This window comes from Achromobacter kerstersii, from assembly GCF_902859595.1.
Classification (GTDB): Bacteria; Pseudomonadota; Gammaproteobacteria; order Burkholderiales; family Burkholderiaceae_B; genus Achromobacter; species Achromobacter kerstersii.
In genome coordinates this window covers 501591-517817 of the sequence record NZ_CADIJQ010000002.1, presented here as the reverse complement: position 1 = coordinate 517817, position 16227 = coordinate 501591, and the positions used below count along the sequence as shown (strand labels likewise).

Sequence of the window (16227 nt, the reverse complement as noted above, 5' to 3'; positions counted from 1 at the left end):
CCGTCATACGGCCTGCTATACTTCGGCCGCTTTTCGACTCCGCTTGTGACTCCATGAAACTGATCGGCTCGCTTACCAGTCCATACGTACGCAAAGTGCGTATCGTCATGGCCGAGAAAAAGCTGGACTACCGGCTTGAACTCGAAAACGTCTGGTCCGCCGACACGCAGATCCAAACGTACAACCCGCTGGGCAAGGTTCCCTGCCTGGTCATGGAAGACGGCGGCGCGCTGTTCGATTCGCGCGTCATCGTTGAATACGTGGACACCCTGTCTCCCGTTGCCCGCCTGATCCCGCAACAGGGCCGCGACCGCGCGGCTGTGAAATGCTGGGAAGCCATCGCAGACGGCCTGCTGGATGCGTGCGTGGCTATCGTCAAGGAAAACCAGCGCCCCGAGGTGCAACGCAGCCCGGAATGGATTGAACGCCAGTTCAGCAAAATCCACGCCAGTCTCGACGCCATGAACAAGAGCCTGGGCGAAAACGCGCACTGTATGGGCATCAACTACAGCCTGGCCGACATCGCCGTCGGCTGCGCGCTGGGTTACCTGGACTTGCGCTTCGCCGAGCTTGACTGGCGTGCCAACCACCTGAACCTGGCCCGCCTGTACGACAAGCTGTCCCAACGGCAATCGTTCCTGGACACGGTTCCCAAGACCGCCTGACCGCCACAGACTGCCCATCCGCGATGGGCGCCTGAGAGACATCGGCCGCAAATGCGGCCGATTTTCATTGCTGCGGCCGGTAGATTCCGGCCGCGTATTGTCGACCCCGCTATTGGGCGGCGAACGTCTGCCAGGCCTTGAACAGCATGTAGGCGGCCAAGGCGAACAGCAGGCAGGCGAACACGCGCTTCAAGGTTTGCACCGGCAGGCGGTGCGCCATGCGCGCGCCCATCGGCGCCGTCAGCACGCTGGTGCACACCAGCGCCAGCAAGGCCGGCCAATAGATATAGCCCAGCATGCCGGGGCGCGACGCGCCCTCGTTCAGGCCCGACACCACATAGCCCACGCTGTTGGCCAGCGCGATGGGAAAGCCCAGCGCGGCCGACGTCGACACGGCGTTATGCAACGCCACATTGCACCAGACCATGAACGGCACGGACAGGAAACCGCCGCCCGCGCCGACCAGGCCCGACAGGAAACCGATGCCTGCCCCGGCTGCACTGGTGCCGACCACGCCGGGCATCTGCCGCGCCGGCTTGGGCTTCTTGTTGCGCAGCATGCTCCAGCCCGAATAGCCCACGAACAGCGCGAAGAACAGCGACAGCCACAAGGTGCTGAGCGCGGCGAACACGGCGCCGCCCGACACCAGCCCGCCGATGATGATGCCCGGCGCCATCGCCCAAACGATGTTCCATTTGATGGTGCCCCGCTGCTGGTGCGCCCGGACGCTGGACACGGAGGTGAACAGGATCGAGGTCATCGACGTGGCGATGGCCGCGTGCACGACCAGATCAGCCGGCATGCCCTGCCAGGCGAACAGCATTGTCAGGAAAGGCACCAGCAGCATCCCGCCGCCAATGCCCAGCAGCCCCGCGGCAAACCCCACCACCGCCCCCAACACCAGCAGGCAAATCAACATCGACACATCCACAACCGTCTCCTCTTGTTTTGTTTTGAATACTTGCTTCTCATGAACAAGGCCCCGCAGGGATCGCACCCGCGGGGCCTCGTCCGGACCCACACGCACCAGACGGCGTCCTTACAGGATGATGCCGCCGCCCAGGCAAACCTCGCCATCGTAAAGCACAGCCGACTGGCCGGGCGTGACGGCCCACTGCGGCTCGGTGAAATCCAGCGCAAAGGTATCGCCCTCGGCACGCTCCAGACGGCAAGCCGCGTCCGCCTGACGGTAGCGCGTCTTGGCGCCATAGCTGGCGATGGCAGGCGGATGCCCGGCCACCCAGCTGGCGTCTTGCGCCTGCAACTGGCCCGACAACAGCCACGGGTGGTCATGCCCTTGCACCACGTAGAGGATGTTGCGCTCCAGATCCTTGCGCGCCACGTACCAGGCTTCGGCCGTGCCATCTTCACGCTGGCGGCCCTTCACGCCGCCCACGCCCAGGCCCTTACGCTGCCCCAGCGTATAGAACGACAGGCCCTCGTGGCGCCCGACCTTCTGGCCTTCGGGCGTCAGGATCGGGCCCGGCTCGGTCGGCAGGTAGCGGTTCAGGAATTCGCGGAACGGGCGTTCGCCGATGAAGCAGATCCCCGTGGAATCCTTCTTGGCCGCGTTGTGCAAACCGATCTCGTGCGCGATACGCCGCACCTCGGTCTTGTGGATCTCGCCCAGCGGAAACAGCGTGCGCGACAGTTGCGCCTGATTCAGCCGATGCAGGAAGTAGCTTTGATCCTTGGAGGCGTCCAGCGCTTTCAACAGCTGGAACTGCGTGCCGCCCCCCTCGGCCGGCACCTCGCGCACCCGCGCGTAGTGACCGGTGGCGATGTGCTCGGCGCCCAAAGCCATGGCGTGGTCCAGGAATGCCTTGAACTTGATCTCGGCATTGCACAGCACATCCGGGTTGGGCGTGCGGCCCGCGGAATACTCGCGCAGGAAATCCGCGAACACGCGGTCTTTATATTCAGCAGCGAAGTTGACGAACTCGAAGTCCACGCCAACCAGGTCCGCGACGCTGGCGGCGTCAAGCAGATCCTGGCGGGTGGAACAGTATTCGGAATCGTCGTCGTCTTCCCAGTTCTTCATGAACAGGCCAACGACGTCATAGCCTTGCTGCTTGAGCAGCCACGCGGTGACCGAAGAATCGACCCCGCCCGACATGCCGACCACAACGCGGCCTTTCTTGGTGGATATTTGACTCATGATGGCGCTTATTTTAAATCGGACACGGCATCTTCCCGTGGCTGCGGCTCGGCCGCCCGCGAGACTTCCATCAGCCAGGCGCGAAACGCCTGCAATGTGGGCAGGTTGGCCTTCTGCTCGGGATAGCACAGGTAATAGCCCATGCGCGCGCGAATGGGCAGCTTGATGGCGACGGCCAGCTTGCCGTCGCGCAATTCGTCTTCGATCAGGCAACGCGGAATCAGCGCAACGCCAAACCCCGCCGCAGCCGCCTGCGACAAGAGCGCGTACTGATCAAAGCGCGCCCCTTCCAGACTGCGCCGGGAATCGCATCCGGCCTGCTCGAACCAGTCGCGCCAGCCTTCCAGGGCCGACGTGTGGTGCAGCAGCGGATACGCCAGCAACGCTTCCGGCGTGGGGCAGCCGCCCGGGATCAGGCGGGGGCTACAGACCGGCACGATATCCCGGCCAACGATGTAGTCAGACCCGCTGCCTGGCCACAGCCCTTCGCCAAAGCGCACCGCAGCATCCAGTTCCGGCGTCGAAAAATCGTAGCCCTGGCGATGCGGCAGAAACTCTACGTGGATGTCGGGGCGCAGGCGCATGAAGGCGGTAAGCCGCGGAATCAGCCAGCGCGCGCCGAAGGTCGGCATACAGGTCAGGTTGAGCGTGCCGCCCTGCCCCTGGTGCGCAATCAGCTCTACGGTCGCGGCCTCAATCTGGCCCAGCCCCGCCTGAATCTTGGTCAGATAGCTGCGGCCCGCTTCGGTCAGGACCAGGCCTTGCCTGATCCGCAGGAATAGTTCGACGCCGACGAACTCTTCCAGATGTTTCACCTGTTTACTGACGGCGCCCTGCGTCACACATAGTTCCTGCGCCGCGCGCGTAAAGCTGCTGTGCCTGGCGGCCACTTCGAAGGCCTGCAGATCGGTTAAAGAGGGACAGAAACGTCGCATGGTTCGCCCCCACGCCTGGGTGGGGCTCCGGCCCGAAAGATCAGCGAACCGTGTCGGAAAAGTTACACAAAAGTAACGCCCGAACGGTGCCGCCAACAGAGAGGCATGAAAAAAAGTCATAGCTTACGGAGAAACTTTCGTTTGCGCAAACCGCCCCGCCAGGAAAGAATCATTGCGTTTGCGTCTGCCTTTGCGCATCCGCTTTCCATTTATTAGGGGAATTCATGCAACGCCGTAATGTAGTCCTGGGCCTCTGTGTCGCTGCCGCGACCTTGGCCACGCCGCTGATCTCGGGTATCGCGCACGCTGAAGATGCGTATCCGAGCAAGCCCATCCGCCTGATCGTTCCCTTCCCGCCCGGCGGCACCACCGACATCGTCGGCCGCCTGTTCGCGGACAAGCTGGGCAAGGAACTGGGTCAGACCGTTGTGGTGGAAAACCGCGGCGGCGCCGGCGGCTCGATCGGCAGCGCATTTGTCGCCAGCAGCGCGCCGGACGGCTACGTGCTTGGCATCGCCACCGTCAGCACGCACGGCATCAACCCGGCCATCTACCCGAACCTGCCGTTCGATGGCGAGAAGGACTTCACGCCCATCTCGAACCTGGCAGCCGTGCCGAACATCATGACGATCAACCCGAAGGTGCAGGCCAAGAACATGGCCGAGTTCATCACGCTGGCCAAGAGCCAGCCGGGCAAGCTGACGTACGCATCGGCCGGCAACGGTTCGGTCTCGCACATGATGGGCGAACTGTTCAAGATGGCCTCGGGCACCGACCTGATGCACGTTCCCTACCGTGGCGTGGGCCCGGCGCTGAACGACGCACTGGCCGGCCAGGTCGACGTCATGTATGACAACCTGCCGTCCACGCTGCCGCACGTGCAGTCCGGCCGCCTGATCGCCATGGCCGTCGCTTCCCCGAAGCGCGTGGCCAGCCTGCCCAACGTGCCCACGTTCGCCGAAGCCGGCCTGCCGGCCGTGAACGACGCGTCCTGGTTCGGTCTGGTCGCCCCGGCCAAGCTGCCGGAGCCGATTCTGGCCAAGCTGAACGCCGCCGTGCAGAAGGTCAGCGCGGAAGCCGACGTCAAGTCGCGCCTGGAAGCGCTGGGTGCTGAACCCGCCGCCAACAGCTCGGCCGACTTCGGCAAGCAGATCGCCACTGAAATCGCCAAGAACAAGCGCATCGCCAAAGAAGCCAACGTGAAGATCGACTAAGCGATCTTCGGCCCCCGCCGCGCAAGCTTGTGCAGCGGGGGCCTCCGATTCACGAACGCAATACCTCCATATGCGAATTACCCAACCCCTGTCTTACCGGCTCGACCTTCCGCAGCAATATCCGGATTCGGAACCCTCGGCCCCGCTTGTGCTGGACTCTCCGCACAGCGGCACCGCCTACCCTCCCGATTTCGCGGCCGCGGTGGACTTTGGCGCACTGCGCACTGCCGAGGACACCTGGGTTGACGACCTGTGGGGCGACGCCATCGATATGGGCGTGCCGATGGTCGCCGCGGCGTTCCCGCGCGCCTACATCGACGCCAACCGCGCGCCCGACGAGATCGACGAACTGCTGCTGGACGAAGCCTGGCCCGATGCTATCAATGCATCGCCCAAGGTGAAGCTGGGCAAGGGCCTGATCTGGCGCATGCTGGATGACGGCACCCCGCTGTACAACCGCAAGCTGACGGTGGAAGAAGTGCGCCACCGCATCAACGCCTGCTGGAAGCCGTACCACGCCGCGCTTGGCCAAGTGCTGGATTCGGCACACAAGAAATTCGGCAAGGTCTGGCACATCAACTGCCACTCCATGCCCAGCGTCGCCGGCGCTTTCGCCACCGACCGTCCCGGCTTGGTCCACCCCGACTTCGTGCTGGGCGACCGCGACGGCAGCACCAGCGACCCGGCCTTCCGCGAATTCATCGCGGCCTGGCTGCGCGAACGCGGCTACAACGTGACGGTGAACGATCCCTACAAGGGCGTCGAACTGGTGCGCGCCTTTGGCCGCCCGGAAGAAGGCCGCCACAGCTTGCAGATCGAAATCAACCGCAACCTGTATATGGACGAAGTCACGCTGCGTCCGACGGAAAACTATGGCCGCCTGAAGGCCGATCTGCGCGACTTGACCGCTGCGCTGATCAACTGGACTCGTGCGCAAACGGCCTGACGCCGGACGTTTGCGTGCAGGTGCCGGCCAGCGGCGTGGTAAGACTGGCCGGAGCAAGTGGGGGTGCAAACCCCGAGCCCCATGGTTCGCCATGGGGCTTTTTTTTGGCCGACAACATCCCTCCTCCAAAAGAACCCACCAGCCCGCCACCGCTCCCCCCAAGGCGGGCTAGCCTCTTTGGGGGCAGCAAGCGAATGCAATGAGCGCAGCTTGGGGACAGCATTAGCGTGTATAACTACGGCGAACCTTCTGAGGAGAGGCGTCGATGCACATCGGGATACCAAAAGAGACCCGAGACGGGGAAACCCGTGTCGCAGCAACACCGGAGACCGTCAAGAAGTACGTAGGCGGCAAACACACCGTTGTCGTGGAGCGTGGGGCCGGCACCGCCGCCCGCTATCTGGATGACGCCTATGAGGCCGCGGGCGCAACGCTCGGTTCCGCCCAGGATGCGCTGGGCGCGGAACTCGTCCTGAAGGTTCGCGCGCCCTCTCCCGCAGAAACGCCCCAGATGAAATCGGGCGCTGTCGTCATCGGCATGCTTGATCCCTTCGACGCCGAAGGCCTGGAACAGATGGCCGCGGCAGGTCTCGTTGGGTTCGCGCTTGAGGCCGCGCCGCGCATTACGCGTGCGCAAAGTCTGGACGTGCTGTCGTCTCAGGCGAACCTGGCCGGCTACAAGGCCGTGCTGCTGGCCGCGCATCACTACGGCCGCCTGATCCCCATGATGATGACCGCCGCAGGCACCTTGAAAGCCGCGCGCGCCGTCGTGCTGGGCACCGGGGTGGCCGGCTTGCAGGCCATCGCCACGGCCAAGCGGCTGGGTGCGGTGGTCGAAGCCTCTGACGTGCGCCCCGCCGCGCGCGAACAGGTCGAATCGCTGGGCGCCAAGTTCATCGACGTGCCTTTCGAAACCGATGAAGAACGCGAGATCGCCCAAGGCACGGGCGGCTATGCGCGCGCTATGCCGCCCAGCTGGATGGCGCGGCAAGCGGCGCTGGTGTCCGAACGCTGCAAGCAGGCCGACCTCGTCATCACCACTGCGCTGATTCCCGGGCGGCCCGCCCCCACGCTTGTGTCCGCGGAAACGGTTGCGGCCATGAAGCCGGGTTCGGTGCTGGTGGACCTGGCGGTCGAGCGCGGCGGCAACTGCCCCTTGTCGGAAAAAGGCCTGGTGGTGGAAAAGCATGGCGTGACCATCATCGGGCTGACCAACCTGCCCGGCCTGGTCGCCACGGATGCCTCCGCGCTCTATGCGCGCAACATCCAGGATTTCCTGAAGCTCATCATCAATGCGGACGGCGCGCTGGCGATCCAGCGCGACGATGAAATCGTGGCGGCCTGCCTGGTGTGCGAAGGCGGCAATGTGTTGCGGAGAACCTGAACATGGAAGCGATCAACCCCACCCTGATGAACCTCATCATCTTCGTGCTGGCCATCTATGTCGGCTATCACGTCGTGTGGAACGTCACGCCCGCCTTGCACACGCCGCTGATGGCGGTCACCAACGCCATCTCGGCCATCATCATCGTGGGCGCCATGCTGGCGGCCGCGCTGACCGAAGGCGGCCTTGCGCGCGGCATGGGCGTGTTCGCCGTGGCGCTGGCTGCGGTGAATGTGTTCGGCGGCTTCCTCGTCACGCGCCGCATGCTTGAGATGTTCAAGAAAAAGGACAGAAAGCCGGCCAAGGAGGAAGCGAAATGATCTCGCTGAATCTGGTCACCCTGCTTTATCTGATTGCGTCCGTCTGCTTCATTCAGGCGCTCAAGGGGCTGTCGCATCCCACGACATCCCGGCTGGGCAACGCGTTCGGCATGGCCGGCATGGCGATTGCCGTGCTGACCACGGCGGCGCTGATTGTGGGGCTGGCGCGCGAAGGCACCGCCACGATCGGCCTGGGCTGGGTCGTGCTGGGCCTGCTGGTGGGCGGCACCGTCGGCACCGTGATGGCCCGCCGCGTCGAGATGACGAAGATGCCTGAACTGGTCGCGTTCATGCACAGCATGATCGGCTTGGCGGCCGTCGCCATCGCTGTCGCCGTCGTGGCGGAACCGCACGCGTTCGGCATCGTCGCGGCCGGCATGCTGATCCCCACCGGCAACCGCTTCGAGCTCTTCATCGGCACCTTCGTCGGCGCCATCACGTTCTCGGGTTCGGTCATCGCGTTTGGAAAACTGTCGGGCAAGTACAAGTTCCGGCTGTTCCAAGGCGCACCCGTCGTGTTCCCTGGCCAGCACATGCTGAATCTGGCGCTGGCGCTCGCGATGCTGGGCTGCGGCTTGTGGTTCATGCTGACGCAGGAATGGACGCCCTTCATCATCATGACGCTGGTGGCCTTCGTGCTGGGCGTGCTGATCATCATCCCGATTGGCGGCGCGGACATGCCGGTGGTGGTGTCCATGCTGAACAGCTATTCGGGATGGGCCGCGGCCGGCATCGGCTTTTCGCTGAACAATCCAATGCTGATCATCGCCGGTTCGCTGGTGGGTTCGTCGGGCGCGATTCTGTCCTACATCATGTGCAAGGCGATGAACCGGTCGTTCTTCAACGTGATCCTGGGCGGCTTTGGCGGTCAGGCGGGCGGCGCGGCGGATGCGGGCGATGGACAGCAGCGCAGCGTCAAGTCGGGCAGCGCAGACGACGCCGCTTTCCTGATGACCAATGCCGAAAGCGTGACCATCGTGCCGGGCTACGGCCTGGCGGTGGCGCGCGCCCAGCACGCGTTAAAGGAACTGGCCACCAAGCTCACCGAGCGCGGCGTGACGGTCAAGTACGCCATCCACCCCGTTGCCGGCCGCATGCCCGGCCACATGAACGTGCTGCTGGCCGAGGCGGAAGTGCCGTACGACCAGGTCTTCGAAATGGAAGACATCAACAGCGAATTCGCGCAGACCGATGTGGTGCTGGTGCTGGGTGCGAACGACGTGGTCAACCCGGCCGCAAAGAACGACCCGAAGTCGCCCATTGCTGGCATGCCGATTCTGGAAGCCTACAAGGCGCGCACGGTCATCGTGAACAAGCGCTCGATGGCGTCCGGCTACGCGGGCCTGGACAACGAGCTCTTCTACATGGACCGGACGATGATGGTGTTCGGCGATGCGAAGAAGGTGCTGGAAGACATGGTCAAGGCGGTGGAATAAATTGCGCGGGCCACGAAGGCCTAGATCAGGCCTTCGTGGACTTGCCGTGTTTGAGACCTGACCTTAATCGCAACGCGGCGGCCTTACGCGACGACCGCCTTTTGCAGCTGCGCATCCACCACTTCCACCCAATGCCGCACCGGTGTGTCGGTGCCGCTTTGCAGATGGCCGATGCAGCCGATGTTGGCCGACAGAATCACATCCGGCCCGCTCGACGCGATGGCGCCCAGCTTGCGGTCGCGCAGCTCCAGCGCAATCTCCGGATTCAGCACCGAGTACGCCCCCGCCGATCCGCAGCATAGATGCTGGTCGGCAAACGGCAGCAGCTCGAATCCCAAGTCCGCCAGCAAGCGCTCCGACAGCGGCCGCAGCCCCTGCCAATGCTGCAACGTGCACGGCGGATGAAACGCCGCGCGCGTCCCCGGCGCCAAGCGCGCACGCAGTTGTTCCGCATGCGGCGCGACAATTTCAGCCACATCCTTTACCAGCGCCACGATGTCCGCGGCCTTCTGCGCGTAGGCGGGATCATGCTTCAGATGATGCGCATATTCCTTCACCATGGCGCCGCAGCCCGACGCGTTCATGACAATGGCCTCAACCGCCCCGTCTTGCACCAGCGGCCACCACGCGTCGACGTTGGCGCGCATTTGCGCCAGCGCTTCGTCTTGCGCATCCAGGTGAAAACTGACCGCGCCGCAGCAGCCCGCCCCCGGCGCCAGCCGCGCGCCGATGCCCACGGCATCCAGCACGCGGATGGTGGCGGCGTCGATCGTCGGCATCATCGCTGGCTGCACGCACCCCGTCAGCATCAGCACTTGGCGCGGGTGAGCCGCCACGTCAGGCAACGCGCCCGCATCGCGGCGTTCCGGCACCTTGCGTTTGAGCGCATCGGGCAGCAAACCGCGCATGGCTTGGCCCACCCGCATCGCCGGCGCGAACAGCGGCGACAGCATGGTTCGGCGCAGCAGATTGCGCTTCGTCTTTTCCGCCCAGGAACGCGGCACGCGCTCGTCCACGATCTTGCGGCCAATATCAATCAGATGACCGTACTCGACCCCCGACGGACATGTGGTTTCGCAATTGCGGCAGGTCAGGCACCGGTCCAAGTGTTGTTGCGTGGACTGCGTGGGCTCGGCGCCTTCCAGCACTTGCTTGATCAGATAGATGCGGCCGCGCGGGCTGTCCAGCTCGTCGCCCAATACCTGATACGTCGGACAGGTGGCCGTGCAGAAACCGCAATGCACGCATCGCCGCAGAATGGCGTCGGCCTCGTTGCCCAGTTCGGTGTCGCGGGCCCAGGATGCCAGGTTGGTTTGCATGATGCGCTATAGCTCCAGGACCAGGCGGCCGGGGTTGAACAAACTGGCGGGATCGAGTTCCTGCTTGAGCCGCCGCGTGATCAATGCAACGCCTGGCGCCAGCGGATGAAACACGCCATCGGCCGGCGGTTTGAGAGCGCCCGCCCGAAACAGCGTGGCATGGCCGCCCAAGCGCGCGGCGATCTCCCGCAGTTCCGTGGCGTCACGAGGACCGGTCAGCCAGCGCTGTCCACCGCCCCATTCGATAAGCGTGGGGCCCAACCCCAACGAGGCGGCCGTCGGCGGCAATGCCAGGCGCCACAAGGGCCGGTCTGGCGCAAAAAATTCGTGGGTCTGTTCACGCAGGCCACGCCACCAGGCTTGCGCGGCATCCGGGTCCATCGGGTCGCCGCCTACCACTTGCCGCGCGCTGGCGATGGCGGGCGGCGCGCCGGACAGGCGCACATGCATTGCGCCCTGGCCGTCGCCATCGTCGCCCGTCCAACTGGTGGCGGAAATGGGCAGCGGCTTGCCGCGCCACAAGGCAAAACTGGCCAGCGCTTGCGCCTGCGTGGCGGGCAGCACCAGCGTCAGTTCTTCCATCGGCCGCGGCACGACCTTCATCGACACATCAAGGATGGCGCCGAAGATGCCGTGCGATCCGGCCAGCAGCCGCGACACGTCATACCCCGCCACGTTCTTCATGACCTCGCCGCCAAACGACAGGATGCGCCCTTCCGAATCCAGCAAGCGCGTTCCTAAGACGAAGTCGCGCAAGGCACCGGCGCTCATGCGGCGCGGGCCGGACAGCCCTGCCGCCACACAACCGCCCACGGTCGCGGACTCGCCAAAATGCGGCGGTTCGAAAGCCAGCATCTGACCGTTCTCGGCCAAGGCCGCTTCCAGCTCGGCCAGCGGCGTGCCCGCGCGCACCGTCACCACCAGTTCAGAAGGGTGATAACTGACGATGCCGCGATACGGTGTCATGTCCAGCAGGCAGTGGCCATCTTGCGGCGTTACCGGGCGGTAATTGCCATAAAACGCCTTGCTGCCGCCACCCATCACAAACAACGGTTTGTGACCGGCACGGGCTGTCATGACCTGGTCGCACAATTCCGACAGGACAAAATCCATAGGGGACACGTCCTAGAAACGGGCGAGATCGGGGAAGCGCATCTCACCCGCATGGACGTGCATCTTGCCGTATTCGGCGCAGCGGGCCAGCGTGGGAATGACTTTTTCAGGATTCAGCAGGCACGGCGGATCAAACGCCCGCTTGACCGCCAGGAACGCGTCGAGTTCTTCGCGAGAGAATTGCACGCACATTTGATTTATCTTCTCCATACCCACACCGTGCTCTCCGGTCACGGTTCCTCCTACCTGCACGCACAGCTCAAGAATGGCCGCACCGAATTTCTCGGCGCGCTCCACCTCGTCCGGCTTATTCGAATCGAACAGAATCAGCGGATGCAGATTGCCGTCGCCCGCATGGAACACGTTGGCGCAGCGCAACCCGAACTCGTCTTCCATCTGTTCAATGGCGCCCAGCACGCGCGCCAGATGGCGGCGCGGAATGGTGCCGTCCATGCAGTAATAATCGGGTGACACGCGCCCCGCAGCCGGAAACGCGTTCTTGCGGCCGGCCCAGAATTTCAGGCGCTCGGCCTCGGACGTGGACACCTGGCAGCGCGTGGCGCCGGCATCGCGAAACACCGCTTCCATGCGCGCGATTTCGTGCGCGACTTCTTCGGGCGTGCCATCGGACTCGCAAAGCAAAATGGCTTGCGCGTCCATGTCATAGCCGGCGCACACAAATGGTTCGACCATGTGGGTCGCGCGGCGGTCCATCATTTCAAGGCCAGCTGGAATCATGCCCGCCGCAATCACTTGCGTGACCGCATTGCCGGCCGCTTCCACGCTGGAAAAACTGGCCATGACGACCTGCGCGCAGGCCGGCTTCGGAATCAGTTTGACGGTCACTTCAGTGACCACGCCCAGCATGCCTTCGGAGCCGATAAAGACAGACAGCAGATCCAGGCCCGGCGCATCCGGCGCTTCGGAACCCAGTTCAACGATGTCGCCATCGATCGTGACGACGCGCACGCGCAGCACGTTGTGTACGGTGAGCCCGTACTTCAGGCAATGCACGCCGCCGGAATTCTCGGCCACGTTGCCGCCGATGGAGCAGGCAATCTGGCTGGACGGGTCAGGTGCGTAGTACAGGCCATAAGGCGATGCGGCTTCGGAAATGGCCAGGTTTCGCACGCCCGGCTGCACAACCGCCGTGGCGCTGGCCAGATCGATATGCTTGATGCGGTTGAATTTGGACAGGCCCAACAGCACGCCTTGGCTGTGCGGCATGGCGCCGCCAGAAAGGCCGGTGCCTGCGCCGCGTGCGACGATAGGCGCGTTCAGCCGCTTGCAGATCCGCATGACGGCCTGCACCTGCTCTTCGGTTTCGGGTAATGCCACAACAGCCGGCAGCGCGCGATATAACGACAGCCCGTCGCACTCGTAGGGACGGGTATCTTCTTCGCGAAACAACACGCAGTGCGCGGGCAACGCGGCCGACAACGCCTCGATGAGCTGCTGCAACGAATAAGGCGCCTGCACTTGTGCCAGGCCGGTTTCGACCAGTGAATTCATGAGCGCAACAATAGCGCGAGCGCACTGTTAAAACAGGCCGGGATTTACCCGCATCCATGCAACGACCGGGGCGCAGCGACACGTAACCAGCCGTAATAGGTGCGATTTTTGTCGCTGAAAAGCCGCACGCAATCAGGCGGAATAATCCAGCAGCGCCAGTTTCCGGGAGATGGCCGCGCAGGTGTCGACCAGCGGCTGGATATAACTGTCCACGCGGTTTTCGCTCATGCGAAATGCCGGAATGCTCAAACTGACGCACGCCACCGGCTGACCCTGCTTGTCGGTAATGGCGCAACCGAAGCAGAAGATGTCCTTCTCGTTTTCTTCGCGGTCTTCCGCAAAGCCCTGGCGGCGGATCTGCTCAAGCTCTTGGCGCAACGCGTCAGGCGTGCGCAGCGTGGCCGCGGTGAACACCTTGAAATCCAGGGTTTGAATGATGGCGTCACGCGCATCCGGTTCCAACTGCGCCAGATACGCTTTGCCGACCGAACTGGAATACATCGTGACGCGGCTGCCCAGGCGCGAATTCATGCGCACCGCCTTCGGGCTTTCCAGCTTGTCGATGTAGGTCATTTCCGACCGGTCCGGCACCGCCAGATGCACGGTCTCTTGTGTGTGCTCTTTGAGATCGAACAGATGGTCTTTGCACAGTTGCCGGATGTCGGAACTTTCCAGCGCACGGCTCGCCAGGCTGACCAGCCGCGGCCCCAAACCAAAGGTCTGGCCGTTGCGCTGCTGCACGATCAACTGCTCGGCCAGCAGCGCATCGACAATGCGGTAAATGGTGGGCCGCGGGTAGCCCAGCCTGGCGCTCAGTTCGTTCACCGTCCATGCCGTTTCGCCGCTGGATGCAATCACATCCAGCACGCGCATGAACTTGGAAAACGAGGCCGTGCCGGCGACCGGTTTGGCGCCGGAGGCTGGGCTTGACGAAGGCTTGTCGCGAGCGATTTTCACGCGGGTCAGGTTACCATGTAGCCCCCGTCCACCGGCATCACCACCCCCGTCATGAACGCGGCCGCAGGCGAACACAAAAACACGACGGCTTGCGCCACATCCGCTGGCGTTCCCCACCGTTTCAGCGGCGTGCGTTCCAGAATGCGCGAGGCGCGTACGGGATCTTTTTGCAGCGCCTCGGTCAGCGGCGTGGCGATCCAGCCCGGCGCCACCGCATTCACGCGGATGCCCGCATCAGCATAAGCAATAGCCAGGGACTTGGTCAGTTGCGCCACCCCGCCCTTGCTGGCGCTATAGGCCGGCACCAGCCCGCCCCCGAAGAAGCTCAGCATCGACGCCGTATTGACGATGCACCCTGCTGCACGCGCCAGTTGCGGCTGCAAGGCTTCGCACATGCGCATGGTGCCCGTCAGGTTGATGTCCAGCACCCGCTCGAATACCGGCAGCTTGAATTCTTCTTGCCGGAAGATCACGCCCGCGCAGTTGATGAGCATGTCCACGCGATCAAGCGTGGCGGCAAACGCCGCTACGTTTTCTGCGTGCGTGACGTCCACCGTGACCACCTCGACGCCAGCCGGCGGGGCTTCGGAAGAAGGCAAACCCACCGCAATCACCCGCGCACCCAATCGCGCCAGCGCGTCAGCCACGCCATGCCCCAAGCCTTGCGTGCCGCCTGTCACCACGGCGGTCTTGCCCTTGAACAAGCCTGTCTGAAAACTCATGGCAGTGCCCTCAGCGCACGAATTGATCGACGTAATCGGCGCCCAGCCCCACGCTTTCGTAGTGCTTGCGGCACATGTCCAGCTTGGTGAACACGTCTTCGTATCCGGTATGGCGGCCTTCGCTGTCGCAGTAGTACATGACGCCGTTGACCTGGAACATGGTGATCATTTCCTCCACGTCGTCAGGCACATACAAGGTATGTGTTTCGCCGGGCGGCTCGAAGACATAACTGCCTTCGCGCGCAACCCAGTCATGTTCCAGATACCGCCACGATCCCTTGATGACGTAGCCGTGCACGGCTTGCGGATGGCGGTGGCAGCTCAGCACGCCCGACTTGCGCACGCGCAGCAGGTTCATCCAATAGCCCTGCGACACGTTCAGACAGAGCGGCCGGAACCAGACGTTGTCGGCTTGCGGCACCCAGACGCGCTCGTCATCCGGAATCACGCTTGGCACGACGATGTCGGGCAGCGCTTCCTTGGGATTGGGGTAACGGTATGGGGTGGGTACGGCGGATGTCGTCGTCATCGCGGCTCACTTGATGCTTAAGGTCTTCAGGACTTGGGCGTAATCAGCGGTCTCGGCCGCCATCTTCTTTTCGAAGGTGTCGCCATCGGCGTACACATAGCCCAGGTTCTGCGCCTTGATCGCCGAGATCAGTTGCGGGTCCTGCGCCACCTTTTCAAAGACTTCCTTCAGCTTGGCCACCGTGGCGGGAGGCATGCCTTTGGGGCCGGCGATGCCGCGCCAGGTGCCATAGGCCACATCCAGGCCCTTCTCTTTGGCGGTGGGCACGTCGGGGAATTCCGGCACGCGCTTGTCGCTCATCAAGACCAGCAGCCGCAGCTTGCCAGACCGCACGTATTCAGAGGCTTCGGCGGGGCTGGTCGCTACCGCATCCAGCTGGCCACCCAACAGATTCAGCAACGCAGGCCCCGAACCGGGAAACGGAATATGCGTGAAGCGCGTGTCCGACTTCACTTCGAACGCGCTCAGCGCCACGTCGTAGATGGAGCCGGTGCCAGACGTACCCACATTCAAGGTGGCGGGCGCTTTCTTCGCGGCCGCCATGAATTCTTCGAGCGTCTTGTAGGGCGAATTGGCCGGCACCACGATGGCCGCCGGGTCGGCGTTCAACTGCACCAGCGGCGTGTAGTCCTTGTACGTGTGGTCGAACAGGCCAAGCAGCGGCAGGATCACGAATTCCGCGGTCACGACCGTCAGCGTGTGGCCGTCGTTCTTGCTGTTCAGCACATATTTCCAGCCCACCGCGCCGCCCGCGCCGGACTTGTTCAGCACCACCATGCCCTTCGGGAAATACTGCGCCGACACTTTGGCGAAGGTGCGGGCCACGGCATCAGTGCCACCGCCCGGCTGGAACGGCACCACCAGCGTGACGGGCTGGTTCGGATAGGAATCCGCCGCCTGCGCATGCGCCGGCAACGATGCCGTCAAGCCCGCCGCAATCAGGCTGGCCGCCATCAAGCCTTGTCTCATCAACATCCTTGTCTCCTTTGTCATGGCCGGGTTTTCTGTTGAAACCCG

The 16227-nt window shown here is 63.8% G+C and carries 16 protein-coding genes; 6 read left to right on the top strand and 10 right to left on the bottom strand.

Annotation, left to right across the window (positions count from 1 at the left end; translation table 11 throughout):
• Positions 1–53: 53 nt before the first annotated feature.
• The gene (locus HV765_RS11235; protein ID WP_054423429.1) at positions 54–665 is read left to right on the top strand and encodes a glutathione S-transferase; all 612 of its coding nucleotides are present in this window, start codon (positions 54–56) and stop codon (positions 663–665) included.
• A 109-nt stretch (positions 666–774) separates the two neighbouring features.
• On the opposite strand, the gene HV765_RS11230 is transcribed toward HV765_RS11235, so the two are convergent.
• The 3 genes from HV765_RS11230 to HV765_RS11220 all read right to left on the bottom strand — a co-directional run bounded on the left by HV765_RS11230 (position 775) and on the right by HV765_RS11220 (position 3758).
• Positions 775–1596: a sulfite exporter TauE/SafE family protein gene (locus HV765_RS11230; RefSeq protein ID WP_054423430.1), complete on the bottom strand. Its 822-nt coding sequence runs from the start codon at positions 1594–1596 to the stop codon at positions 775–777.
• A gap of 108 nt (positions 1597–1704) precedes the next feature.
• Entirely contained in the window at positions 1705–2823 is a 1119-nt protein-coding gene (mnmA, locus tag HV765_RS11225; protein WP_175169739.1) for a tRNA 2-thiouridine(34) synthase MnmA, read from the bottom strand.
• An 8-nt stretch (positions 2824–2831) separates the two neighbouring features.
• Positions 2832–3758, bottom strand: coding sequence for a LysR substrate-binding domain-containing protein (locus tag HV765_RS11220; RefSeq protein WP_175169738.1), 927 nt, complete (start codon positions 3756–3758; stop codon positions 2832–2834).
• A gap of 224 nt (positions 3759–3982) precedes the next feature.
• Between HV765_RS11220 and HV765_RS11215 the strand changes: the two genes are divergently transcribed.
• The 5 genes from HV765_RS11215 to HV765_RS11195 all read left to right on the top strand — a co-directional run bounded on the left by HV765_RS11215 (position 3983) and on the right by HV765_RS11195 (position 9058).
• Positions 3983–4972: a Bug family tripartite tricarboxylate transporter substrate binding protein gene (locus tag HV765_RS11215; protein ID WP_054423433.1), complete on the top strand. Its 990-nt coding sequence runs from the start codon at positions 3983–3985 to the stop codon at positions 4970–4972.
• 70 nt (positions 4973–5042) lie between these two features.
• Positions 5043–5918, top strand: a complete 876-nt coding sequence (locus HV765_RS11210; protein WP_175169737.1) for an N-formylglutamate amidohydrolase — start codon at positions 5043–5045, stop codon at positions 5916–5918.
• 265 nt (positions 5919–6183) lie between these two features.
• On the top strand, positions 6184–7302 hold the full coding sequence (locus tag HV765_RS11205; RefSeq protein WP_175169736.1) for a Re/Si-specific NAD(P)(+) transhydrogenase subunit alpha: 1119 nt from the start codon (positions 6184–6186) through the stop codon (positions 7300–7302).
• Between the two features lie 2 nt (positions 7303–7304).
• On the top strand, positions 7305–7622 hold the full coding sequence (locus HV765_RS11200) for an NAD(P) transhydrogenase subunit alpha part 2 (RefSeq protein ID WP_006388447.1): 318 nt from the start codon (positions 7305–7307) through the stop codon (positions 7620–7622).
• Positions 7619–9058: an NAD(P)(+) transhydrogenase (Re/Si-specific) subunit beta gene (locus HV765_RS11195; protein WP_054423436.1), complete on the top strand. Its 1440-nt coding sequence runs from the start codon at positions 7619–7621 to the stop codon at positions 9056–9058. Before HV765_RS11200 ends, HV765_RS11195 begins: the two co-directional genes overlap by 4 nt.
• A gap of 83 nt (positions 9059–9141) precedes the next feature.
• Here the strand turns inward: HV765_RS11195 and glcF are convergent, their stop codons facing one another.
• The 7 genes from glcF to HV765_RS11160 all read right to left on the bottom strand — a co-directional run bounded on the left by glcF (position 9142) and on the right by HV765_RS11160 (position 16185).
• Complete coding sequence (gene glcF, locus HV765_RS11190; RefSeq protein WP_054423437.1) at positions 9142–10377, bottom strand: glycolate oxidase subunit GlcF; 1236 nt, start codon at positions 10375–10377, stop codon at positions 9142–9144.
• Positions 10378–10383: 6 nt separating this feature from the next.
• Positions 10384–11490 carry a glycolate oxidase subunit GlcE gene (gene glcE / locus HV765_RS11185; protein ID WP_175169735.1) on the bottom strand — a complete coding sequence of 369 codons (1107 nt, stop codon included), beginning with the start codon at positions 11488–11490 and terminating at the stop codon, positions 10384–10386.
• A gap of 12 nt (positions 11491–11502) precedes the next feature.
• Positions 11503–13002 carry an FAD-linked oxidase C-terminal domain-containing protein gene (locus HV765_RS11180; protein ID WP_054423441.1) on the bottom strand — a complete coding sequence of 500 codons (1500 nt, stop codon included), beginning with the start codon at positions 13000–13002 and terminating at the stop codon, positions 11503–11505.
• A 132-nt stretch (positions 13003–13134) separates the two neighbouring features.
• Entirely contained in the window at positions 13135–13875 is a 741-nt protein-coding gene (locus HV765_RS11175; RefSeq protein ID WP_175169767.1) for an IclR family transcriptional regulator, read from the bottom strand.
• Positions 13876–13964: 89 nt separating this feature from the next.
• The gene (locus tag HV765_RS11170) at positions 13965–14681 is read right to left on the bottom strand and encodes an SDR family NAD(P)-dependent oxidoreductase (protein ID WP_175169734.1); all 717 of its coding nucleotides are present in this window, start codon (positions 14679–14681) and stop codon (positions 13965–13967) included.
• A 10-nt stretch (positions 14682–14691) separates the two neighbouring features.
• Complete coding sequence (locus HV765_RS11165) at positions 14692–15210, bottom strand: 2,4'-dihydroxyacetophenone dioxygenase family protein (RefSeq protein WP_054423446.1); 519 nt, start codon at positions 15208–15210, stop codon at positions 14692–14694.
• A gap of 6 nt (positions 15211–15216) precedes the next feature.
• Positions 15217–16185 (bottom strand): Bug family tripartite tricarboxylate transporter substrate binding protein, encoded by a 969-nt coding sequence (locus tag HV765_RS11160; protein ID WP_175169733.1) that lies wholly within the window; start codon positions 16183–16185, stop codon positions 15217–15219.
• Positions 16186–16227: the final 42 nt, after the last annotated feature.

What these genes read in the sequence shown, in the direction of transcription:
- HV765_RS11235 (WP_054423429.1), top strand. Translation starts at nt 54, where the DNA reads ATGAAACTGATCGGCTCGCTTACCAGTCCATACGTACGCAAAGTGCGT.
- mnmA (WP_175169739.1), bottom strand. Translation starts at nt 2,823, where the DNA reads ATGAGTCAAATATCCACCAAGAAAGGCCGCGTTGTGGTCGGCATGTCG.
- HV765_RS11220 (WP_175169738.1), bottom strand. Translation starts at nt 3,758, where the DNA reads ATGCGACGTTTCTGTCCCTCTTTAACCGATCTGCAGGCCTTCGAAGTG.
- HV765_RS11215 (WP_054423433.1), top strand. Translation starts at nt 3,983, where the DNA reads ATGCAACGCCGTAATGTAGTCCTGGGCCTCTGTGTCGCTGCCGCGACC.
- HV765_RS11210 (WP_175169737.1), top strand. Translation starts at nt 5,043, where the DNA reads ATGCGAATTACCCAACCCCTGTCTTACCGGCTCGACCTTCCGCAGCAA.
- HV765_RS11205 (WP_175169736.1), top strand. Translation starts at nt 6,184, where the DNA reads ATGCACATCGGGATACCAAAAGAGACCCGAGACGGGGAAACCCGTGTC.
- HV765_RS11200 (WP_006388447.1), top strand. Translation starts at nt 7,305, where the DNA reads ATGGAAGCGATCAACCCCACCCTGATGAACCTCATCATCTTCGTGCTG.
- HV765_RS11195 (WP_054423436.1), top strand. Translation starts at nt 7,619, where the DNA reads ATGATCTCGCTGAATCTGGTCACCCTGCTTTATCTGATTGCGTCCGTC.
- glcF (WP_054423437.1), bottom strand. Translation starts at nt 10,377, where the DNA reads ATGCAAACCAACCTGGCATCCTGGGCCCGCGACACCGAACTGGGCAAC.
- glcE (WP_175169735.1), bottom strand. Translation starts at nt 11,490, where the DNA reads ATGGATTTTGTCCTGTCGGAATTGTGCGACCAGGTCATGACAGCCCGT.
- HV765_RS11180 (WP_054423441.1), bottom strand. Translation starts at nt 13,002, where the DNA reads ATGAATTCACTGGTCGAAACCGGCCTGGCACAAGTGCAGGCGCCTTAT.
- HV765_RS11175 (WP_175169767.1), bottom strand. Translation starts at nt 13,875, where the DNA reads ATGCGCGTGCTGGATGTGATTGCATCCAGCGGCGAAACGGCATGGACG.
- HV765_RS11170 (WP_175169734.1), bottom strand. Translation starts at nt 14,681, where the DNA reads ATGAGTTTTCAGACAGGCTTGTTCAAGGGCAAGACCGCCGTGGTGACA.
- HV765_RS11165 (WP_054423446.1), bottom strand. Translation starts at nt 15,210, where the DNA reads ATGACGACGACATCCGCCGTACCCACCCCATACCGTTACCCCAATCCC.
- HV765_RS11160 (WP_175169733.1), bottom strand. Translation starts at nt 16,185, where the DNA reads ATGTTGATGAGACAAGGCTTGATGGCGGCCAGCCTGATTGCGGCGGGC.